The following is a 21,610-nucleotide window of genomic DNA, read 5'->3' on the forward strand; positions in this document are numbered from 1 at the left end:
GCCGGTCCGCCGCGCCGGGGGTCAGGCGGCCTTGCGCCTCGCCACCGTGGGAACCGTCAGGGTGACCGTGGTGCCCGGCCCGATCTCGGTGCGGACGCTGGCCCCGGCCTGGTTGGCCAGCGCCTGCAGCAGGATGAGGCCGAGGGCGCCGCGGCGTTGCGCCACGCCGGGGGCGAGGAGCTCGGCCGGCAGGCCGACGCCGTCGTCGGCGACGGCGAGTCGCTTGCCCCCGTCGCTGTCGGCCAGGGAGACGGCGACCGTGCCCTCGCGCCCGTCGGGGAAGGCGTGGCGCAGGGCGTTCGACACCAGCTCGCTGGCGATCAGGGCGAGCGGCATGGCGCGGTCGACGTCGAGGATCCACGGCTCGGCGGTCACCGTGACCCGTGCCGCGGTCGGGCCGCAGGAGCGCGCCAGGCTGTCGCAGAGCTGGCGCAGGCAGTCGGCGAAGTCGATGCGCGCCGGCTCGGCCGAGCGGTAGAGCAGCTCGTGCACCAGGCTCATGGACTGGATGCGGCGCAGGCTCTCGTCGAAGGCGACGCGCGCCGACTCGTCGACCCGGTTCGACTGCAGGCGCAGCAGCGAGCAGATGACCGTCAGATTGTTCTTCACCCGGTGCTGCACCTCCTTCAGCAGGATCTCCTTGTCGGCCACCGCGTGCTCGAGGCGGTGGTTGGCGTCCTCCAGCTCGGCGGTGCGCTGGCGCACCCGCTCCTCCAGCGTGTCGTAGGCGTGCTTGAGGGCGTGCTCGGCCAGCCGTTCGCGCCGCGCCCGCTGGAAGGCGAGCGTGCCCAGCCCGCCCACCGCCAGCAGCGCGGCGGCGCCGTAGAGCAGGTAGCGCTCCGCCTGGGCCGACCACAGCGCGTTGACGCCGGCGCGCGGGATCGTCACCTCGGCCTCCAGGTCGAAGCCGTCGACCCGGTGGCGCGCCACCAGCGCGTCGGCGGCGGCGGGGCTCGGCTCGCCGGGCTCGCGCACCAGCACCGTCTGGTCCGGGCGCAGCAGCGCCACCTCGGTGCCGTAGCCGATGTCGAAGGCGCGGTAGATCTCGCGCACGTAGCGCGGCGACACGGCGACGCTGGCGATGCCGCGGAAGGCGCCGGACGGCGCCGCCAGCGGCCGGCTCAGCACGATCAGCGGCTCGTCCTCGCCGCTCGCCGGGTCGACGTCGACGCGGGCGATGTGCAGGCCGCCCCTGCCGTCGCCCAGCGAGCGCAGGCTCTCCGCGTCGGCGCGCAGCGGCGTCCCGTCGGGCGCCGCCGCCGGGAAGCGCCGGGTCGTCAGCGCCACCGTGCCGTCGGCGCGCACCAGGCGGATCGCCGCCACGTAGGGCATGCTGTCGGACAGCGCCACCAGACGGTCCCAGGTGGCGCGGTCGGCCGGCACCGGCCCGCCCGCCGCGTCGTCGGCGGCGGCCACCACCTGGCGCAGGATGAGGTCGCTGGTCTCCACCAGACGCGCCGCATGCTCGGCCACCAGCAGGCTGACGTTGGCGGCGACGCCGGCCGCCCGGTCGAAGGCGGCCGCGCGGTCGCGCCAGGCGAACAGGCCGAGGGTGCCGACGGTGAGCAGCACGGCGACCGCGCAGGCGACCGCCACCAGCGCCGGCCCGGGCAGACGGTAGAGCGGCGGTCGGGACATCGGAAGGGGCATGGGCGGCGGTCGGACGGTGGCTCGGACGGTAGCAGCGCGGACGGCTGGGCAACCCCCTACCAACGCCCGGCCGCCCGGCGGGTTCCCGGCCGCGCGCATTTTTCACGCCCGGGCCGGCCGGCGGGTTGATCGCCGGCGCCGTCGCCGCCTACTGTCGGGGGGAGCCGTGACGGGCAGGCAGGCGGGAGGCGGGGCGATGCGGGTGAACGGGGTGGCGTACCGGACGATCTGGCCGGCGGCCGACGGGGCGGCGGTGGAGATCATCGACCAGACCAGGCTGCCGCACGACTTCGCCGTGGCGCGCCTGACGACCCTGGAGGAGGCGGCCCACGCCATCCGCGCCATGCTGGTGCGCGGCGCCCCGCTGATCGGCGCCACCGCCGCCTACGGGCTGGCGCTGGCGCTCGCCGACGACGCCGGCGACGCGCGGCTGGAGGAGGCCTGCGCCGTGCTGCTGGCGACCCGGCCGACCGCCGTCAACCTGCGCTGGGCGCTGGAGCGCATGCGCCGCCGCCTGGCGCCGCTGCCGCCCGGCGGGCGCGCCGCCGCCGCCTGGGCGGAGGCGGCGGCGGTGTGCGACGAGGACGTCGCCATCAACCGCGCCATCGGCGAGAACGGCGCCGCCCTGATCCGCGCCGCGGCGGCGGGCAAGCCGCCGGGAACGCCGGTCAACGTGCTGACCCACTGCAACGCCGGCTGGCTGGCCACCGTCGACTGGGGCACCGCGCTGTCGCCCATCTACGTCGCCTTCGAGGAGGGCGTCCCGCTGCACGTGTGGGTCGACGAGACGCGGCCGCGCAACCAGGGCGCCAGCCTGACGGCGTGGGAGCTGAACCGCCACGGCGTGCCGCACACAGTGATCGTCGACAACGCCGGCGGCCACCTGATGCAGCACGGGCGGGTCGACCTGTGCATCGTCGGCACCGACCGCACCACCGCCACCGGCGACGTCTGCAACAAGGTCGGCACCTACCTGAAGGCCCTGGCGGCCCGCGACAACGGCGTGCCCTTCTACGTCGCGCTGCCGTCGCCCACCATCGACTGGCGCATCGGCGACGGCGTGCGCGAGATCCCCATCGAGGAGCGCGGCGGCGACGAGGTGGCGGCGCTGACCGGCATCACCGGCGACGGCCGCATCGAGACGGTGCGCGTCGTCCCCGACGGCTCGCCGGTCGCCAACCCGGCCTTCGACGTGACGCCGGCCCGCCTGGTGACCGGCCTGATCACCGAGCGGGGCGTCTGCCCGGCCAGTTCCGAGGGGCTGCGCCGGCTGTTCCCCGAGGCGGCCTGACACGACGTTGCCGTGCCCAAAGAGGGGGGGTGATCGGGCAGCCCTTCTCCCCGTGGGGGAAGGGCGGGATGAGGGGGATGCGGTGAAGCCGCAGGCGTGAACGTGACTCCGTTCCAGGCTTCCGCCCGGTACGACCCCTCACCCCAGCCCCTCTCCCCCAAGGGGCGAAGGGCTGTGCCCTCTCATCCGATCCGCTTGGCGGAGGGGTGCTGCAGCAGGACCAGGCGGGCCACGGCGTCGGGCAGGGCGCCCTCGAGCGCCATCAGGCGGATCTTCATCAGGCTCGCCACCGCCATGGCGTCGGTGATCTCGCCGCGCATCGCCATGGCGTAGGCCTCGGCGAAGGGCAGGCGGCGGACCTGCAGCTCCTCGGTGTCCTCCGGCCGGGCCTCGCCCTGCTCCAGGTCCCAGGCGAGGAAGCAGTGGGCGACCTCGTCGGTGACGCTGTTGGACAGGTGGAGGCGCTGGATCTCCAGCCACTCGCGGGCGATCAGCCCGGTCTCCTCGGCCAGTTCGCGCCTGGCCGATTCCAGCGGGTCGACGCCGGGCGTGCCGCCGCCCTCGGGGATCTCCCAGCTGTAGCGCTCCAGCGGAAACCGGTACTGGCCGACCAAGGTGGTGCAGCCGTCGGCGTCGATCGGCACGACCCCGGTGGCGAGGTGCTGCATGTGGACCACGCCGTAGATGCCGGGGCTGCCGCGGGGGGTGAGCACGTCGTGCTCGACGACACGGATCCAGCGGTTCTCGTAGACCGGCCTGGTCGACCGGATCGTCCACGGATTGGCGGTGGCGTTCGGCGCCGTCGTCTTCGGCAAGAGGGGCTCCCGTGGTGGGGGTGGGGGCTGGCGTCAGGCCGCGGGCACGGCGGTGACGATGTCCTGGTAGGTGATGGCGGGGCGGCGCCCGGTCCAGTCGCCGAAGTCGATGCGCTGGACGTGCAGCCCGGCGTTGGCGAACAGCTCGTGCACCACCTCCTCGGGGAAGGCCATGGCGACCTCCGGCAGCTCCTGGGAATGGGTCCAGCAGCGGTCGCCGCGGTAGTCGAAGGCGAGGCGGCCGCCGCCGCCGTCGAGCGCCCGCCGCGACCCGGCGTTGAGCAGGAAGAAGCTGGCCAGCAGCCGCCCGTCGGGCGCCAGCATCCGGCGGATCTCCTTGAGATAGGCGGCGATCTCCGGTTCCAGCATGTGCGTGAAGACGGACAGCAGGAAGACGAAGCGGAAGCTGGCGTCGCCGAAGGGAAACCGGTAGCCCAGGGCGTCGCGCGTGCCGAGCGGGTTGTAGGCGGCGTTGCGGATGTCGGCGTGGTGGAAGCGGAAGCCGGGGTGCCGCGGGGTGATCTGCGCGGCGCACCAGTCGATGTGCGGGCGGTGGACGTCCATGCCCTCGTAGCGGCCCGGCGGGCGGATGTGGCCGACCAGCGCCCGCGCCACCCGGCCGACGCCGCAGCCGATCTCCAGCACCGCGTCGTCGGGCCGGAGGCCGCCGTGCTCCACCAGCAGGCGGGCGAGCGCCTCGCCGACCGCCGCGAAGTCGTCGCCGCCGCCGACCAGCGCCGTCAGCTCCGGCGGCGGCAGGGGGAGCGGCGTGCCGGCCAGCGCCGCCGCGGCGCCGGGAGGCGGGGCGGCGACGGCGGCGCGCAGGCGCGCGAGCTCGGCGACCGCGGCGTCGCGGAAGCGCAGGATGGCCGAATCCTCCACCTCGTTGCGGTCGTGCAGCTCCAGCTCCGCCTCCTCGCGGCGGAAGTCGGCGGCCAGCGCGTCGCGGTCGGCCTTGCCGCGGGCCCGCTTGACCTCCCATTCCGCCATCGACTTGGTGACGTAGTGGTTGACCTGGAGCAGGGCGACGGAGGTGCCGGCGCGCGTCCCGCCGCGGGTCAGCGGCACCGGCCGTCCGGTCTCGTCGACGACGGCGCCTTCGCGCATGAGGTGGGCGTGGACCGCCGGCTTGGCGACGTAGTCGGCGCGCACGATGCTCTTGACGTGGCGGTGCAGCGGGTGGTCCGGCGGGGCGCAGCGGCGGAAGCGGTCGATCACCAGCCCCGGTTCGTGGTCCCGCCGCCCCGAGGTGCCGAACACCCGCCACGAGCCGGCCAGCCCGGTGACGTCGGGCAGGCGGCGCAGCAGGGACGGCAGGTCGGCCGCCGCGTTGGGCACCAGGAACTCGTCGACGTCGATGAAGGCCAGCCATTCCGTCATGTCGCGGAAACGGTGGACGGCGTGCACGTAGGCCGGGATCTGCGGCCCGGCGGCGAACGGCGTGGCGGGCCAGGGCACGGCGGTGACCATGCCGGCGGCGGCGAGGCGGGCCAGCAGGGCCGGCGTGTCGTCGCGGCTGTCGTTGTCGAAGATCACGAAATGGTCGACGCCGACGGCGCGGTGGTGGGCGATCCACTCCAGGAGGTAGGGACCCTCGTCGCGGGCGATGGCGCAGACGGTGAGGTAGTGGGGCTTGGGGCGTTCGACCACCGCCACCGGCGGGCAGCGCTCCGCCTCCTCGTCGAGCAGCCAGGCGCGGATCTCGCCGCCCACCCGCAGGCCGGACTCGCCGGCCGACACGGCGAACCGGTGGAAGCGGTTGTCCAGCAGCCGGCGCGGCAGGGCGATCGTGAACGCGTGCGCGCCGTCGCCGATGCCGCCGGCCGCCAGGTCGCGCCGCGGCCGGTCGGCGAGGCTGCGGCCGACCTCCTCGCCGTCGACCCACACGACCGCCGTCTGCCGGACCTCCGGCCGCTGCGGGTCCCACAGCCAGCCGTGCACGTGTCCCAGTTCCACCGCGTCGATCAGGCCGAGCATAGGCATTCCCTGCGAGGTCACCCCCGGCCTGCACTTAGAGAGCTTGGCCGACCGGTGTCAAGGCGGCCGCCGCCGGCCGCCGCCCCGGCGGGGGGCCGGCCGTGCCGCGGATCGATAAAATTGTACAATAAATGCCAAGTCGCGATGGCGGAGATTGCCAGATGTTTGTATAAAACATTATTTCTTGACTGTTCTTTCGACGTGTCCATACTCCATTATAAGGGAGTAGTGAAAGTATTTCGCATTCCCTTAAAATGCCGGATTTGGCAGGGGCGGATTGTGCGGGCGCAGGAACTCGAGCGGTGGCTGAATCCCGACTGGCGGGCGCGTCTGCTCGCCTGGTGGGAGGGCTACGACCTCGACGGCCTGCAGCGCAAGGCCCGCGCCCAGCGGGCGCGCCGCGCCGAGAGCCGGCGGTCCTCGCTGCGCCACCTCGAGATCGCCGGCCCGGCGGTGGTGGCCGAGGCGGCGCAGGCGGCCGCCGCGGCGGTGGCGGCGAGCGTCGTCGACGGCGACACCGACGTGCGGGCCCTGGAGGATTTGCAGCTCGACCGGCGCGGCTGGCCGCTGTGGTCGGTGGAGCGGGTGCAGGGGGCGCAGATGCTGTGGGGCGACGAGTTCGTCGCCCCGGGCGACGGTGCCTGGGCGGTCGACGCGGTGCGGCAGTTCGGCCTCGACCCGGCCAAGAGCGTGCTCGACGTGGCCGCCGGCCTGGGCGGCGCGGCGCGCGCCATCGCCGGCGCCTACGAGACCTGGGTGACCGGGCTGGAGCCGTCGCCGGTGCTGGCGCGCATGGCGATGAAGCGCTCCCAGTTCCTCGGCCTGGACCGCAAGGCGCCGGTCGCCGCCTATGATCCCGAGACGTTCCGGCCGACCGGCAACTACGACCTGGTGGTGGCCGACCGCATCGTCCACCGGGTGCGCGACAAGGATCAGTATCTCGACCAGCTCTGCGGCTGCGTGAAGCCGCGCGGCGGCATCCTGCTGATGGACTACGTGTCCGACGGCGTGCCGACCTCGCCGGAGGCGTGGGCCAACTGGCGCTCGGAAGAGCCGGTCGACCTCTATCCCTGGACGACGCGGCGCCTGATCGAGGAGCTGACGCAGCGGAACATGGATCTGCGCGTCAAGGAGGATCTGACGCTGCAGCACCGCTGGCAGATCCTCGAACGGGTGCGCCATCTCGCCGAGCGGCTGGAGACCCTGTCGGCGCCGGACGGGCGTCTGCTCGCCGGGCTGGCGCGGGAGCTGGCGCTGTGGTGGGCGCGGCTGCGCGTGCTGGGGCGTGGGTTGAGCTTCGTGCGCTTCGTGGCGCTGCGGCCGGCCTGAGCAAGAGCGCCCGGCCGGCGGCAGAATGCGCCGGCGCGGTCTTCCGTACCGTCAGTCCATCGCATTTTCGCATCTTTGTCTGCAATGGCCGTCCTTTGCTGCTGTTGCGAAAATGGCGCCTTCATTGCTTCGATGTAATGTGTTTTGGCTTTACGGACACAGCCTGCCGCTTGTATTGTGTGGTCAGGGCAACACCGACCAGGGTGTCGGAAGCGATGGGGAGGCTGAAATGGGCGTCTGGACGACGGTGCAGTTCCCCGAAACGCCGGACCTCGACACGCGCAAGGCGATCCTGCGCTGGGCGGAGGAGAGCATTGCGGGCAAGTTCATCCCGCTGCACGGGCGGGACCTGCTCGGGCGCCGGTGCTTCGGCTTCGACTTCCAGCGTCCGGACGACGCCCATGCGTTCCGCCGCCGCTGGCTCGGCGAGGCGGCGTAAGCCGCTGGCTCGGCGGGGCGGCGTAAGCCGCTGGCTCGGCGGGGCGGCGTAAGCCGCCGGTCCGGCGGGGCGGCGTAAGGGGCCTCAGGCGGTCAGGTCGTCAGGTTGTCAGGCCGTCGGCCACCAGCCGGGCGCCGAGCGCGCCGACGACCGCCCCGGCGGCGCGATCGACCCACCTCTTGGAGCGCAGATAGGCGGCACGCGGCCGGGCTTCGGAAAAGGCCACGGCGACCACCGCGTACCATCCCGCCTCGATCGCGAAGACGCCGGGCAGCAGCACGGCCGCCGCCCAGGCCGGCGCCCCGGCCGGCAGCAGGGCGGCGAAGATGCCGGCGTAGACCACGGCCGTCTTGGGGTTGCTGAGCTGCGTCGCCAGGCCGAGGGCGAACGGCCGTCCGGTTCCCGCCGCCGGCCCCTGCGCCGCCCCATCCGCCGGGGTGCCCACCGGAGCGCCGACCGGGGCAACGGTCAGCGGCGTCCCGGCGCCCCGCCAGAGCCGCACCCCGAGGTGGAGCAGGTAGAGGCCGCCGGCCAGCTTGAAGGCGCCGTACAGCCAGTCCACCCGCACCAGTACGGCGTGCAGCCCGATCAGCGCCAGGGTCGCGAAGACCAGCCCGCCGGCCCCCATGCCCAGGGCGGCCGCCAGCCCGGCGCGGCGCGACTCGGCGGCCGCGGTGCGGGCCACCAGCACGAAGCTGGGCCCCGGGCTGACGGCGCCGACGGTCAGCGCCCCCAGGATGCCGGCGACGGCGATGGCGGTATCGGACGGGATGGTCATGGCAGGTCGACGTCCTCGGTTGGCCGGTTCTGTTGGGCGACCTCCGCCGGGCGCGCCGGCCCGTCCGGCGGGCTGGTCGGGCCGAGCGTGGTGGGGATGCGCAGCGTGAAGTGGACGCCGCCGCCGGCCTCCGCGGCGTGCAGCTCCAGGCGCCCGCGCAGGGTCTGCTGCGCCACGTTGAAGGCGATGTGCAGGCCGAGCCCGGTGTTGCCCTGGTGGCGGCGGGTCGTGAAGAACGGCTCGAAGACCCGCCGGCGCAGCGCGGCGGGGACCCCGGTCCCGTCGTCGCGGTAGTCGATCCGCACCGCGTCCGGCCCGTCGGCCTCGGCGGCGATGCTGACGGTGCCGCTGCGGCCCGGCGGGAAGGCGTGGTCGAGGGAGTTCATCGCCAGGATGGTGAGCACCTGGCTCAGCGCGCCGGGATAGCTGTCCAGCGTCAGCCCCGGCGGGCAGCGCCAGCGGATGGCGTGTCCGGCGCGGTCGCAGGCCGGCCGGATGCTGACCAGCGTGTGCTCGATCGTCTCGCCGAGGTCGAAGAGGCGCCGCCGCTCGCTGGACTGGTCGGCGGCCACCTGCTTGAACGCCTGGATCAGCCCGGCGGCGCGGTCCATGTTGGTCTGGATGAGGCCGGCGATCTCGCGGGTGCGGTCGAGGAACTGCTCGAACTCGGAGCGGCGCAGCGTGCCGTCGCGCAGCCGCGCCGCCATGCCCGCGAGCTCCTCCTCGAGGAGGCTGGCGCTGGTGAGGGTGATGCCGACGGGGGTGTTCACCTCGTGGGCGACGCCGGCGACGACGCTGGCCAGCGCCGCCATCTTCTCGCTCTGGATGAGCTGCTCCTGCGCCGCCCGCAGGTCGGCGAGGGCGCGCTCGGCCTCCTCGCGGGCCTGGCGCTGCGCCTCCTCGCTGGCGCCCAGGGCGCGGGTGCGCTCGGCCAGCGCCGCCGTGGTGTCGCGGAACACGGCCAGCGCCTCGGCGATCTCGTGGAACTCGCGGTGGCGGGCGGGCGGGATCGGGGTGTGCAGCTCGCCGTCGGCGATCCGCCGCGTCGCCGCGGCGAGCCGCGCCAGCGGCGCCACGATGGTGCGACTGACCGCCAGCCAGACGATGGCCAGCGGCCCGACGAAGGTCAGGGCGGCGACCACCAGCAGCCAGCGCCGGCCGGCGTCGATCTGGGCGGCCGCGGCGGCCTTGGTGGCCTCGGCCTCCCCCTCCACGGTGGCGACCAGGCGGGAGACGGCGATGCCCAGCTTGGTGACGATCTCCCGGCCGAGGACGGCGTGGCGGGCGATGCCGGCGTGCGCGTTCAGCAGGGACTCGCGCACGGCGAAGATGCCGTCCGGGCCGCTCGCCGCCCGGTCGAGCCGGGTGAGCGGGCCGCTGCCGCCGCCGGCCGCGGCGGCGCCTTCGGGGTGCGCGGCGAGCGCGTCGTCGAGGTGGGCGCGCGCCGCGCCGAAGGCGGTCCGGGCCGCCTGGACCGCCGCCGGCCGGTCGCTCTGCCCGGCCTCGTAGAGGTGCAGCATGACGCGGGCCCCGGCGGCCTCCAGCGAGCCTCCGGTGTCGCCGGCCGCCGTCGCCGGACGGGCGAGCAGCGAATCGAGCGCCGCGCGCGCCTGTTCCAGCTCGGCGCGGTTGCGCCGCTCCGCCGCCTCCAGCTCGATCCGCCGCTCGACCAGCCGGTTCATCTGGAACAGGTTGTTCTCCAGCGCCGTCACCAGCGCCTCGATGCCGTCCATCTGCGCCGCCGTCAGCGCGACCCGCCGCAGGGCGGCGATCACCTCGTACAGGCCCTGGGCGTGCTGGGCGAGGGCGACCGTGGCGTTCTGCCGCTGCAGCTGGTTGCGCGCCGCCTCGATCTCGCCGCCGCCGGCGGCGTAGCGGTTGGAGGTCTCCGCGAGGCGCAGGGCGTAGGCCAGCGCCGCCGACTGTTCCTCGGCCACCGTCAGCAGGAGCGACTCGACGCGGGCGTAGAAGAAGCCGCTGACGGCGCCGGCGACGACGGTCATCGCGGCGACCACGCAGGCCGCCGCCACGACGGCGGCGCGAACGCTGTGTTGGCGGCGGTGCCACATCCGCGTGCCACGTCTCCCTGGAACCGCCCGCGCCGGATCGTCCGGATTCGGTGTGGGGCGGCGGCGCGTAAGATTGTATCATCCCAAGAGCAAGGATCATCTGAAAACTCGTGTGACCGGAGGCGCAAAGGTATGCTTCGGGCATTTCTGGTGGTGCTGGGGGTTCTTCTGGCCATGCCGTCGCGCGCGGCGGAGATCCGGCTGCTGACCTGGGCCGACTATCTGGCGCCGGCGGTGGTGGAGAAGTTCGCCCGGGAGACCGGCATCCGGATCGTCGTCGACCCCGTGGTCTCGATCTCCGAGATGCGCGAGAAGTTCCGGGCCGATCCCACGGCCTACGACCTCGTCAACCCGGCCGACTACGAGATCCCGATCCTCGCCCGCGAGGGCCTGCTCGACCAGATCGACGCCTCCCGCCTGCCCGGCTACGCCAACATCCTCGACGGCTGGCGGTCGCCGCCCTACGACCGCAAGAACGAATGGAGCGTTCCCTTCCTCTGGGGCACCACCTCGCTGGTGGTCGACACCGACCAGTGGTCGGGACCGCTGGACAGCGTCTCGCTGCTGTTCGACCCGCCGGCGGCGCTGAAGGACAAGACCGGCTTCCTGGTCGGCGCGGAGGAGACGCTGCGCCTGGCGCTGCTGCACCTCGGGCTGCCCCAGTGCACTTCGGACCCGGCCCACCTCGAACAGGCGCTGGCGCTGGTGCGGCCGCTGCTGGCGGCGGAGCGGACCTACACCATCTCCGACGCCGCCGACGCGCTGGCCAGCGGCCGCATCGCCGTCGGCATCGCCTGGAACGGCGACGCGCTGAAGGCGCGCGAGCGCAGGCCGAGCCTGCGCTACCTCTACCCCAAGGAGGGGTTGATCATCTGGTCCGACACGCTGGTGGTGCCGAAGGGGGCGGCGCACCGGGCGGAGGCGCTGCGCTTCATCGACTTCATGCTGGAGCCGGAGAACGCCGCGCTGCAAAGCAACTTCACCCGCTACGCCAACGCGGTGCGCGGCTCCGACGCGTGGATGGACGCCGACCTGCTGAACGCGCCGGAGGTGATCGTGCCGTCGCACGTGCGCATCCGCTTCTTCCGCTCCTGCGACAGCGAGCAGCTCGGCCTCTACGCCCAGGTCTGGGACCCGGTGCTGCGGGAGCTGCGGCGCTGACGCCGCGCCGGGGCGTCCCGGCGGCGGGAGCGCCGGAGCGCCCCGGCAACGGCCGATGCGCGTGCCGCTGCCATGCGGCGGCGGCGCGCCGCCCGTCCCTTTGATTCCGGCTCGGACCGCGCCATATCACCGTCGTGACGGCAGCGGTTCCGGCTGCCACCGCCTCTCACCGCGGGAGGCCGAATCGGAGCCCATCGAAGAAGCCCCACCGAAGAGAAGGAGGCGTTCCCGTGACGACGTTCACCGGTCAGGACAGTTTGAACACCCGCCGGACGCTGACCGCAGGCGGCAAGACTTACGATTACTTCAGCCTCGAGGCGGCGCAGGCCGCCGGACTGGGCGACGTGTCGCGGCTGCCGTTCTCGATGAAGGTCCTGCTCGAAAATCTTCTGCGTTTCGAGGACGGGCGCTCGGTGACGGTCGACGACGTCAAGGCGCTGGCCGCCTGGCTGAAGGACAAGCGCTGCGACCGCGAGATCGCCTACCGCCCGGCGCGCGTGCTGATGCAGGACTTCACCGGCGTGCCGGCCGTCTGCGATCTCGCCGCGATGCGCGAGGCGATGGCCGACCTCGGCGGCGATCCCAAGAAGATCAACCCGCTGGTGCCGGTCGACCTGGTCATCGACCATTCCGTGATGGTCGACTATTTCGGCAGCCCGGACGCCTTCAAGCGCAACGTCGAGATGGAGTTCGAGCGCAACCACGAGCGCTACGCCTTCCTGCGCTGGGGCCAGAAGGCCTTCGACAATTTCCGCGTGGTGCCGCCCGGCACCGGCATCTGCCACCAGGTGAACCTGGAATACCTGGCGCAGACCGTGTGGACCGACCGCGACCCCGCCGGCCGCACCGTCGCCTACCCCGACACCCTGGTCGGCACCGACAGCCACACCACCATGGTCAACGGCCTGGGCGTGCTGGGCTGGGGCGTCGGCGGCATCGAGGCGGAAGCCGCCATGCTCGGCCAGCCCATCTCCATGCTGATCCCCGAGGTCATCGGCTTCAAGCTGACCGGCCGCCTGAAGGAGGGCTCGACCGCCACCGACCTGGTGCTGACGGTCACCCAGATGCTGCGCAGGAAGGGCGTGGTCGGCAAGTTCGTGGAGTTCTTCGGCCCCGGCCTCGACCATCTGTCGCTCGCCGACCGCGCCACCATCGGCAACATGGCGCCGGAGTACGGCGCCACCTGCGGCATCTTCCCGGTCGACGCCGAGACCCTGCGCTATCTCACCTTCAGCGGCCGCGACCCGGAGCGGGTGGCGCTGGTGGAGGCCTACGCCAAGGCCCAGGGCATGTGGCGCGAGGCCGGCGCCGCCGACCCGGTGTTCTCCGACACCCTCGACCTCGACCTCGGCGACGTCGAGCCCTCGCTGGCCGGCCCGCGGCGCCCGCAGGACCGCATCGCGCTGTCCGGCGTCGCCGCCTCCTTCGCCAAGGACCTGACCGAGACCTTCAAGGCCGAGGACCCCGCCCGCGCCGTCAAGGTCGAGGGGACGGACCACGCGCTGGAGCAGGGGGCGGTGGTGATCGCCGCCATCACCTCCTGCACCAACACCTCCAACCCGGCGGTGCTGATGGCGGCCGGCCTCGTCGCCAAGAAGGCGGTCGAGAAGGGGCTGGCGACCAAGCCGTGGGTCAAGACCTCGCTCGCCCCCGGCTCCCAGGTGGTGACCGACTACCTGACGAAGGCCGGGCTGCAGCCCTACCTGGACAAGCTGGGCTTCGCGCTGGCCGGCTACGGCTGCACCACCTGCATCGGCAACTCCGGCCCGCTGCCGGAGCCGATCGCCGCCGCCGTGGAGGAGGGCAACCTGGTGGTCGCCGCGGTGCTGTCGGGCAACCGCAACTTCGAGGGCCGCGTCAACCCGCACACGCGGGCCAACTACCTGGCGTCGCCGCCGCTCTGCGTCGCCTACGCGCTGGCCGGCAACATGCACGTCGACCTGACGCGGGACCCGATCGGCACCGGCCACGACGGCCAGCCGGTCTACCTCAAGGACATCTGGCCGACCACCCGGGAGGTGAACGAGGCGATCGCCGCCAACGTCACGCCGGAGATGTTCCGCGCCCGCTACTCCGACGTCTTCAAGGGGCCGGCGGAGTGGCAGTCCATCGCCACCGCCGAGGGCCAGACCTACCAGTGGCAGGCCGGGTCCACCTACGTGAAGCTGCCGCCCCTGTTCGCCGACATGCCGCGCACGCCCAAGCCCGCCGAGGACGTCGCCGGCGCGCGGCTGCTGGCGCTGCTCGGCGATTCCATCACCACCGACCACATCTCGCCCGCCGGCTCCATCAAGAAGACCAGCCCGGCCGGCGAGTACCTGCTGAGCCACCAGGTGCGGCCGCAGGACTTCAACTCCTACGGCTCGCGCCGCGGCAACCACGAAGTGATGATGCGCGGCACCTTCGCCAACATCCGCATCCGCAACGAGCTGCTGCCCGGCGTCGAGGGCGGCGAGACCAGGCACTTCCCCTCGGGCGAGCGGATGCCGATCTACACCGCGGCCATGCGCTACGCCGAGGAGGGCGTGCCGCTGGTGGTCGTCGCCGGCAAGGAGTACGGCACCGGCTCGTCCCGCGACTGGGCGGCCAAGGGCACCATGCTGCTCGGCATCAGGGCGGTGATCGCCGAGAGCTTCGAGCGCATCCACCGCTCCAACCTGGTCGGCATGGGCGTTCTGCCGCTGCAGTTCAAGGATGGGGCGACGCGCCAGACCCTCGGGCTCGACGGCAGCGAGACCTTCGACATCGCCGGCATCGCCGCCGGGCTGAAGCCGCGCCAGGACGTGACGATGACCATCACCCGGGCCGACGGCAGCACCGAGACGGTGACGCTGCTCTGCCGCATCGACACGCTGGACGAGGTCGAATACTACCGCAACGGCGGCGTGCTGAACTTCGTCCTGCGCCACCTGGCCCAGGCGGCGTAGGTCCGGCGCGGCGGCGGCGCCGGGCCGCCGCCGCGCCGTCACGCCGGGCGGCAGCGGGCGATGTAGTCCTCCAGCCCCTGGCCGGGCGTCTCGGCGAAGCCGCGGTCGAGCACCAGCAGGCCGGCCATGCGGTCGATCCGGAAGGTGCGGAAGTCGTCGCGCAGCTCGCACCAGCCGGCCAGCGTCCACACCTTGCCCCAGAAGAACAGGCCGAGCGGCCGCACCGAGCGGGTGGCGGTGCCGCCGTCCTCGCGCGTGTAGGCGAAGGCGATGGCGCGCCGCGCGTTGATCGCCCGCCGCACCGTGTCCAGACGCTCGCCCAGCTCGCGCGGGATGGCGAAGTCGGGGGCGAACAGGCGCGACGCCGTGAGGTCGCCGCGGCGGCGGTCGGGCACCGCCGCCTCGATCTTCTCCAGCGCCTGCGCCGCCGCGTCGGCCAGGGCGCCGCCGGCCCAGGCGCCGACCAGCCGCGCCCCCACCACCAGCGCCTCGATCTCGTCGTGGGTGAACATCAGCGGCGGCAGGTCGTAGCCCTCGCGCAGGATGTAGCCGACGCCGGCCTCGCCCTCCACCGGCACGCCCGACGCGGCGAGGTCGCGCAGGTCGCGGTAGATGGTGCGTTCCGACACCTCCAGCCCGCGGGCGAGCGTCGCCGCGGTGACGAGCCGCCCCTTGCGGAGGATCTGCACGATCTGGAACAGGCGGTCGGCGCGGCGCACGGGGGGCCTCGGTGCGGGAAAGGGAAGGGCGGGCCGGACCCCCGGCCCGGCCCGCCGGAGCCTACGACGAGGTCGTGGACTTGCCTACCGCAGCGAGTGCAGGCCGATCCGGTTGCCCTCGCTGTCGGTGAACTGGGCATAATGGCCGATCGACTCGTCGATCAACGTCTTCGGCACGACGACGCGGCCGCCCGCCTCCCAGACCCGCGACAGCGGCCCGGCCAGATCGTCCCCGCCGTTGAGATAGACGACGCTGCCCGTGGCGCCGGGCACGTAGCCCTCGCCGGCGACGACGCAGCCCTTCACCGCCGCCCCTTCGGCGGGAAAGATGCCCATCACGGTGCCGGTCCGCGGGCAGCGCTCCTCGACGAGGCGGACCTGGAAGACGGTTTCGTAGAAGCGGACGGCGCGGGCGAAATCGCTGGCCGGTATCTCGAACCAGACGGCGACGTTGGCGGTGGTCATCGGAGCGGTCCTTCGCTGCTGTGGGTGGGTCGCGTGCCGGCACGCCCCTTCTCTACCACCCCCCTCCTGACAGCGTGGTGTCAGGAGGTTTCGCCGTTGCTTGCGCCGTTGGCCCGTTCCACCTCGCCGTGGCGCTGCAGCCAGCGCGCCACCAGCCACACCGCGAGCGCCCAGCCGGCGCCCACCGTCCATCCCGCCAGCACGTCGGTCGGCCAGTGGACGCCGAGATAGACCCGGCTGATGCCGACCAGCACGGCGACGACCGCCGCCATGGTGAGGACGTAGGCCTTGATGCGCGGGTTCGGCTCGATGCGCGCCAGCAGCGCGCCGAGGGTCAGGTAGGTCACCGCCGACATCATCGAATGGCCGCTGGGGAAGCTGGCGGTGTAGACGTAGGCGCCGTGCGGCACGAGGTCGGGTCGCGGCCGTTCGAACACCATCTTCAGCACGGTGCTGACCAGCATGCCGCCGCCCACCGACACCACCAGGAGCGCGATGGCCCGCCACAGCCGGCGCATCGCCAGGTAGCCGATCACCGCCAGGGTCAGCAGGGTGAGGAAGCCCATGCTGCCGAGCGCCGTCATGTCGCGCCCCAGCTCCTCCAGCCAGCGCGGCCCCAGCGGGTCGGACGGGTCCTGGGCGGTGCGCAGGGCCAGCAGGACGGCGCGGTCGAAGGCCTGGGTCTCGCCCTCGGCCACCTCGTCGGCCAGCACGACGAACGACCAGATGCTTCCCGCCGCCAGCAGCAGCAGCACCAGGGTGCCGAGGCCGATCCGCTCGGCATAGGGGATGCGGGCGAACCAGCGGCGCAGGTGTGCCCAGCGGTCGCCGGCGTCGGGGGAAGCGGTCATCGGGATGCGCCTCCGGTCCCTCACACCCGGGCCACGCGGGCCGAGTTTTCCAGCGACTTGATGTGCGACAGCCCGGGCAGGATCTCCGACTTGATGAATTCCAGCCGGCGGTTGGGGCCGCCGCCGCCGCGCGCGAACCGGGTCTTCCACAGGTCCATCTTCACCGCCAGGCCGCACAGCACGCCGCCGATGGTGACGTGGTGGGAGGTGATGAGCTCGCGAATCGAGCGGAACGTGTCGGCGTTGATGTCGCGCCAGAAGTCCTTGGTGCGGTTGTCGAAGCTCTCGAACCGGCCGGTGATCGAGGTGGAGATGTCGGTGAGGTCGCGGGCGATGTCGTCGAGCATCTTGCTCTGGCGGAAGTCGCGCTTGATCTCGGCGGAGCCGCGCACTTCGGAGACCCAGGTGAGGAAGCGCTGGACCTCGGGGACGATGGCGTCCAGGCACTTGCGGAAATAGGCCAGCGACAGGAAGATGTCGCCGTAGTCCTCCAGGAAGTTGGGGATGTCCATCAGCCCGATGTCGAGGCGGTCGGCCATCGTGCGCAGGTTGCGCAGGGCGTCCTCGCGGTTGGGATTGGCGAACATGCCGATGAGGTCATCGACGTCGCCGATCTGCAGTTCGTCGCCGCCGTAGACGTATTCGATCAGCGGGCGGGTGAAGACGCGCATGTACTGCGTCAGCTCCGCCCGCTTCTTGGCGGACAGGGTCAGCGCCTGATGGTCGTTGACCTTGATGTTGAGCCGGCGCAGCTCGATGCGCGAGGTGTAGACGTCGAAGCTGGCGGCCTGGGCGATGCGGTCGATCTTGACCAGATCGCGCTCGAACTCGTCCTTGTAGGATTCGAAATAGACGCCCACCTGGTGCGGCGTCACCTGGCCGCTGCCGGTCTGGACGTCGTTGAACATCTCGATGACGGTCTGCAGGCGGACGTTCTTGATCAGGCGCGCGTGCTGCAGGCCGGGCGTTTCCAGCGGGATGGCCGAGAGGGGCAGGATGTGCAGGGCATCGCGGGCCTCGTCGTCCCACGCCGCGCGCGGCCGCTTGCCGGCGGCGGCCTGCTCGTCGTCGCGGATGTCCGGTTCGCTCGACGTCTGACCGCCATCCACGACCACTCTCCCCATCCCCCCGTCCAGCCGCACGCCGCACCGTCCGGATGGCTTCCGGCGGGCCGGCGGGCGCCGCCGGCGCATGACAGCGTGCGTATCAATATCGCACGCCGCAACTATGCACGGCAAACCCCCGGAGCCTCAACCCTGGCGGCGTACGGACGCAGCCCGCCCCGTTCGGGCGGACCCGCCGGCGCGCTCAATGGACGCTGACCGGCTCCATGTCGTGCTGGCGCACGGCGGCGAAGGCGATGTCGCGATCGGGCAGCACGGTGAGCGGCGTGCCGTCGGCGGCGTGCACGGCGAAGGTGACGGCACCGTCGGCTTCGACCCGCTTGATATAAGCGACGTGGTCGACGCCGAAGGCGGCGAAGTCCTCGGCCGAGAGGAGGTGCAGGGTCTGGGTGGCCGTGTTCATGTCGGACTCTTTTCGTCGAAAGGTGTCTCTTGCGGGGCGGAGCGCCGGGGGGTACCGGCCCGTCACGCCTCCGGCGGGGCGGAGGACGCGGGTTCGGGGGCGACGTCGATCTGCTGCGGCCCGGCGGCGCGGCCGCCCGCCTTGCCCGCCTGCTTGATGGCGATCGTGCGCACCTTGGGCTCGGGCATCGGCCGCACCAGGTCGATGTTGAGCAGGCCGTTGTCCAGGGTGGCGCCGACGACCTCGATTCCCTCGGCGAGCACGAAGCTGCGCTGGAACTGCCGGGCGGCGATGCCGCGGTGCAGGAACACGCGCGTCTTGTCGTCCTGCTGGCGGCCGCGGATCACGAGCTGGTTGTCCTCGATCTGCACCGACAGGTCGTCGTTGGTGAAGCCGGCCACCGCCAGGGTGATGCGCAGGCCATCGTCGCCGATCTGCTCGATGTTGTAGGGCGGATAGCCCTCGGCCGAGTTCTTGGCGATGCGGTCGAGGGTGCGTTCGAACTGGTCGAAGCCGAGCAGCAGCGGGCTGTTGAAGAGTGAGAGGCGAGTCGACATGGCGCATCCTCCTCGGAAGCGAGCGAGTTGCAGGAGGGCCCATTTCAGCGGCGCCCGGTGCGTGTCACGGCGGCCCGGGCCCACCCGGCGCCGCCGTCGCTCCAATAGATGGGGGGATCCACCCGGGCGGTCAAGGTCGGGCCGCCCGCCACCTGTCCCTTCGAGCGTAACCCCAAAGAGAGCCGACGACATCCGCCCCGCCGCTTGTTGTCCCTTCGCTCACCGCCGCCGGCCATCTCACGGCTGGAGGGGCGGTACCGTTTTTGTCGACTGGAGGAATGCAGTCATGCGTGCACGCCGTATCATCCTGGCCGCCGCGGCCGCCGGTGCCCTGTCCGTTTCGGGCGTCGCCCTCGCCGCCGGCAGCAGCAGCATGGGCACGAGCGCCGACGTGGTGACCACCGGTGTTTCGCCGGACACGGCCCTCACCGAGATCGAGGTCCGCGACATGCAGAACGCCCTCAACAACGCCGGTCACGAGGTGACCGTCGACGGCCGCTGGGGCGACGAGACCGAGGCCGCGCTGTCCGATTTCCAGCGCTCGCAGGGGCTGCCGGTGACCGGCCTGCCCGACAAGGGCACCATCGCCGCCCTGGAGCAGAGCGCCGGCGGCTCGTTCTCGTCCAACAGCTACGGCTCGGGCGGCAGCGCCGGCCCGTCGGTGGGCACCGGCACGTCCGGCCTGACCGGCATGAGCGGCAAGTCCGAGGCGCCGTCGCTGACCGGCCGCGAGGGCGAGGCGGTGAGCGGCAACAGCTCGGGCGCCGTCCACCCGTCCACCCCCGACTCGCAGTAAGCGTCCGCGCCGCATCGTCCGCGGCGCTTGGGACACAGCGACCGACGCCCGCCGGGACACCGGCGGGCGTCGTGTCATTCCAGGGCCATGGCCACCGCATCGGCGAGCGCCAGGCAGGCGGTCAGACCCGGCGACTCGATGCCGAACAGGTTGACCAGGCCGGGAACGCCGTGGTCGCGCGGCCCCTGGACGAGGAAGTCGGCGGCCGGCGCGCCGGGGCCGGACAGCTTGGGGCGGATGCCGCAATAGGCCGGCACCAGCGCCGCATCGGGCAGCCCCGGCCAGTAGCGGCGGATGCTCGCGTAGAAGCGGTCGGCGCGGCGCGGGTCGACCGTGTGGTCGTAGTCGGCGCCCGCCAGCCATTCCACGTCGGGGCCGAAGCGCGCCTGGCCGGCCAGGTCGAGGGTCAGGTGGACGCCCAGGCCGCCGTCCTCCGGCACGGGGTAGACGAGGTGCCGGAACGGCGCGCGGCCGTGGCCCAGCGCGTAGTAGTTGCCCTTGGCGAGATGCTGCGGCGGCACCGCCGCGGCGGGCAGGCCCTCGACCGCCCGCGCCACGCGCCAGGCGCCCAGCCCGGCCGCGTTCACCAGGACGGTGCAGGCGAGCCGCATGGGCTCGGCTCCGCCGACCGCGACCTCCAGGCCCCGCCCGGCGACGCGGGCGCCGAGGAGCGGGCTGTGGAAGGCGACCATCGCGCCGTGCCCCTCCGCCTCGCCCTGCAGGGCCAGCATCAGGCCGTGGCTGTCGACGATGCCGGTGGACGGCGACAGCAGGGCGGCCACCGCGTGCAGGTCCGGCTCCAGGGCGCGGACGGCGCCGGCGTCGAGGCTCTGCAGGTCGTCGACGCCGTTGGCGGCGGCCTGGCGGCGGATCGCCGCGAGATTCGCGACCTGCTCCTCGTCGGTGGCGACGATCAGCTTGCCGAGCCGGCGGTGGGCGATGCCGCGCCCGGCGCAGTAGGCGTACAGCGCGTCGCGGCCGGCCACGCACAGCCGCGCCTTCAGCGAGCCCGCGGGATAGTAGATGCCGGCGTGGATGACCTCGGAGTTGCGCGAGCTGGTGCCGGTGCCGATCGCCTCGGCGGCTTCCAGGACCACCACCTCGCGCCCGCTCATGGCCAGCCGCCGCGCCACCGCCAGCCCGACCACCCCGGCCCCCACCACCACGCAGTCGACGCGGTCCATCGCCCCGCCCTTCCGGAATTCCGCAGAGGGCGCAGACTGTGCGGATTCGGCGCCGCGGCGCAAGGGAGACCCGCACGGGTGACTTGGCGTAAGGTTGAACGTGCCTTGCCTTGTCATCAATGGACCGTATGTCGGGGGGGCATCAAGAGCATCGAACTGACGGTGACGGCGAAAGGCCAGATCACCCTGCGGCGAGCGGTGCTCGTTCATCTGGGGATTGCGCCCGGCGACCGGGTGAGCGTCACGCTGCGCCCCGACGGGCGGGCCGAACTGCGATCCATGCGTGCCGAGCCGGAGGTGGCGGCGGCGCGCGGCGTTCTCAAACGGCCTGGCCGGGCGCCGGTGGGCCTGGAGGAGATGCAGCGTGCCGCGGCCGGGGGCGCGGCGCGCCCGCCGGTCCGCGCTGAGGCCGGCGTCCGGTTCAGCGTGCCGCCTCGCCGTCCAGGGCCCGCGCCGCCTCCAGGGCGCCGGCCGGCAGGTTGTGGGCGATGCCCTTGTGGCAGTCGATGCAGGTCTGCCCCTTGTCCTGGGCGGCCAGGTGCAGGTGGCGGGCGCGCTCGCCCTGCAGGGCGACGTCCATGGCGCGGAAGTTGTGGCAGTTGCGGCATTCCCGGGAATCGGTGGCCTTCATCGTCCGCCAGACGTTGCCGGCCAGCCGCAGGCGCTGCGCCTCGAAGTCCTCGGTGGTCTGCATCGAGCCGAGGACGTGATGATAGAGCTCCTTGGACGCCTGGATCTTGCGGATCACCTTGTGGGTCCAGTCCTTGGGCACGTGGCAGTCGGGACAGGTGGCGCGCACCCCCGACGGGTTGCTGTCGTGGACGCTGCCGCGGTACTCGACGTAGACGTTGTCGCGCATCTCGTGGCAGGAGACGCAGAAGGCCTCGTTGTTGGTCGCCTCCATTGCCCAGTTGAAGCCGCCCCAGAACAGCACGCCGCCGACGGCGCCGGCGATCAGCAGGACGCCCAGCGACCAGCGCAGCGAGGGGCGCCAGAGCGCGTGCCACAGGCGGGCGAGGCGGCCCGGCCGGGCGGCGGCGGTGCCGCCGGCGTCGCGGGTTTCGGTGGTCATGGC

Annotated in this window: 19 protein-coding genes; 6 read left to right on the top strand and 13 right to left on the bottom strand. The window is 72.8% G+C overall.

The genetic code is table 11. From position 1 onward, the window contains the following. Positions 1-21: 21 nt before the first annotated feature. Positions 22-1,650 carry a sensor histidine kinase gene (locus tag ACSBPG_RS10390; RefSeq protein WP_435537085.1) on the bottom strand — a complete coding sequence of 543 codons (1,629 nt, stop codon included), beginning with the start codon at positions 1,648-1,650 and terminating at the stop codon, positions 22-24. A 196-nt stretch (positions 1,651-1,846) separates the two neighbouring features. Here ACSBPG_RS10390 and mtnA point away from each other — a divergent pair, with 196 nt between their 5' ends. Next, complete coding sequence (gene mtnA, locus ACSBPG_RS10395) at positions 1,847-2,941, top strand: S-methyl-5-thioribose-1-phosphate isomerase (RefSeq protein ID WP_435537086.1); 1,095 nt, start codon at positions 1,847-1,849, stop codon at positions 2,939-2,941. 182 nt (positions 2,942-3,123) lie between these two features. On the opposite strand, the gene ACSBPG_RS10400 is transcribed toward mtnA, so the two are convergent. Both ACSBPG_RS10400 and ACSBPG_RS10405 read right to left on the bottom strand, forming a co-directional pair. Continuing rightward, entirely contained in the window at positions 3,124-3,756 is a 633-nt protein-coding gene (locus ACSBPG_RS10400; protein ID WP_435537087.1) for an NUDIX domain-containing protein, read from the bottom strand. A gap of 33 nt (positions 3,757-3,789) precedes the next feature. Then, positions 3,790-5,739 (bottom strand): glycosyltransferase family 92 protein, encoded by a 1,950-nt coding sequence (locus ACSBPG_RS10405; RefSeq protein ID WP_435537088.1) that lies wholly within the window; start codon positions 5,737-5,739, stop codon positions 3,790-3,792. Positions 5,740-6,012: 273 nt separating this feature from the next. Between ACSBPG_RS10405 and ACSBPG_RS10410 the strand changes: the two genes are divergently transcribed. Next, positions 6,013-7,062: a methyltransferase domain-containing protein gene (locus tag ACSBPG_RS10410; protein WP_435537089.1), complete on the top strand. Its 1,050-nt coding sequence runs from the start codon at positions 6,013-6,015 to the stop codon at positions 7,060-7,062. 229 nt (positions 7,063-7,291) lie between these two features. Further along, positions 7,292-7,501: a hypothetical protein gene (locus ACSBPG_RS10415; RefSeq protein WP_435537090.1), complete on the top strand. Its 210-nt coding sequence runs from the start codon at positions 7,292-7,294 to the stop codon at positions 7,499-7,501. 100 nt (positions 7,502-7,601) lie between these two features. On the opposite strand, the gene ACSBPG_RS10420 is transcribed toward ACSBPG_RS10415, so the two are convergent. Then, on the bottom strand, positions 7,602-8,279 hold the full coding sequence (locus ACSBPG_RS10420; RefSeq protein WP_435537091.1) for a LysE family transporter: 678 nt from the start codon (positions 8,277-8,279) through the stop codon (positions 7,602-7,604). Further along, positions 8,276-10,348: an ATP-binding protein gene (locus ACSBPG_RS10425; RefSeq protein WP_435537092.1), complete on the bottom strand. Its 2,073-nt coding sequence runs from the start codon at positions 10,346-10,348 to the stop codon at positions 8,276-8,278. The genes ACSBPG_RS10420 and ACSBPG_RS10425 overlap by 4 nt, the downstream gene beginning before the upstream one ends. A gap of 132 nt (positions 10,349-10,480) precedes the next feature. On the opposite strand from ACSBPG_RS10425, the gene ACSBPG_RS10430 reads away from it, so the two are divergent. After that, entirely contained in the window at positions 10,481-11,509 is a 1,029-nt protein-coding gene (locus ACSBPG_RS10430; RefSeq protein ID WP_435537093.1) for an extracellular solute-binding protein, read from the top strand. Between the two features lie 230 nt (positions 11,510-11,739). Continuing rightward, positions 11,740-14,436 (top strand): aconitate hydratase AcnA, encoded by a 2,697-nt coding sequence (acnA, locus tag ACSBPG_RS10435; protein WP_435537094.1) that lies wholly within the window; start codon positions 11,740-11,742, stop codon positions 14,434-14,436. A 38-nt stretch (positions 14,437-14,474) separates the two neighbouring features. Here the strand turns inward: acnA and ACSBPG_RS10440 are convergent, their stop codons facing one another. From ACSBPG_RS10440 to ACSBPG_RS10465, 6 genes are all read right to left on the bottom strand, one after another. Next, positions 14,475-15,155, bottom strand: coding sequence for a helix-turn-helix transcriptional regulator (locus ACSBPG_RS10440; protein ID WP_435537095.1), 681 nt, complete (start codon positions 15,153-15,155; stop codon positions 14,475-14,477). A gap of 84 nt (positions 15,156-15,239) precedes the next feature. Beyond that, the gene (locus ACSBPG_RS10445) at positions 15,240-15,620 is read right to left on the bottom strand and encodes a VOC family protein (RefSeq protein WP_435537096.1); all 381 of its coding nucleotides are present in this window, start codon (positions 15,618-15,620) and stop codon (positions 15,240-15,242) included. 80 nt (positions 15,621-15,700) lie between these two features. After that, entirely contained in the window at positions 15,701-16,471 is a 771-nt protein-coding gene (locus tag ACSBPG_RS10450) for a phosphatase PAP2 family protein (protein ID WP_435537097.1), read from the bottom strand. Positions 16,472-16,491: 20 nt separating this feature from the next. After that, the gene (locus ACSBPG_RS10455) at positions 16,492-17,580 is read right to left on the bottom strand and encodes a hypothetical protein (RefSeq protein ID WP_435537098.1); all 1,089 of its coding nucleotides are present in this window, start codon (positions 17,578-17,580) and stop codon (positions 16,492-16,494) included. 199 nt (positions 17,581-17,779) lie between these two features. Further along, positions 17,780-17,998 (bottom strand): DUF1150 family protein, encoded by a 219-nt coding sequence (locus ACSBPG_RS10460; protein WP_435537099.1) that lies wholly within the window; start codon positions 17,996-17,998, stop codon positions 17,780-17,782. Positions 17,999-18,060: 62 nt separating this feature from the next. Beyond that, positions 18,061-18,555, bottom strand: a complete 495-nt coding sequence (locus ACSBPG_RS10465; protein ID WP_435537100.1) for an Hsp20 family protein — start codon at positions 18,553-18,555, stop codon at positions 18,061-18,063. A gap of 286 nt (positions 18,556-18,841) precedes the next feature. Here ACSBPG_RS10465 and ACSBPG_RS10470 point away from each other — a divergent pair, with 286 nt between their 5' ends. After that, a complete protein-coding gene (locus ACSBPG_RS10470; RefSeq protein WP_435537101.1) occupies positions 18,842-19,351 on the top strand; it encodes a peptidoglycan-binding domain-containing protein in 510 nt (169 codons plus the stop codon). Between the two features lie 74 nt (positions 19,352-19,425). On the opposite strand, the gene ACSBPG_RS10475 is transcribed toward ACSBPG_RS10470, so the two are convergent. Then, on the bottom strand, positions 19,426-20,535 hold the full coding sequence (locus tag ACSBPG_RS10475; protein WP_435537102.1) for an NAD(P)/FAD-dependent oxidoreductase: 1,110 nt from the start codon (positions 20,533-20,535) through the stop codon (positions 19,426-19,428). 421 nt (positions 20,536-20,956) lie between these two features. Beyond that, complete coding sequence (locus tag ACSBPG_RS10480; protein ID WP_435537103.1) at positions 20,957-21,607, bottom strand: NapC/NirT family cytochrome c; 651 nt, start codon at positions 21,605-21,607, stop codon at positions 20,957-20,959. Positions 21,608-21,610 lie beyond the last annotated feature (3 nt).

This window comes from Azospirillum sp. ST 5-10 (assembly GCF_051225715.1).
GTDB lineage: Bacteria > Pseudomonadota > Alphaproteobacteria > Azospirillales > Azospirillaceae > Azospirillum.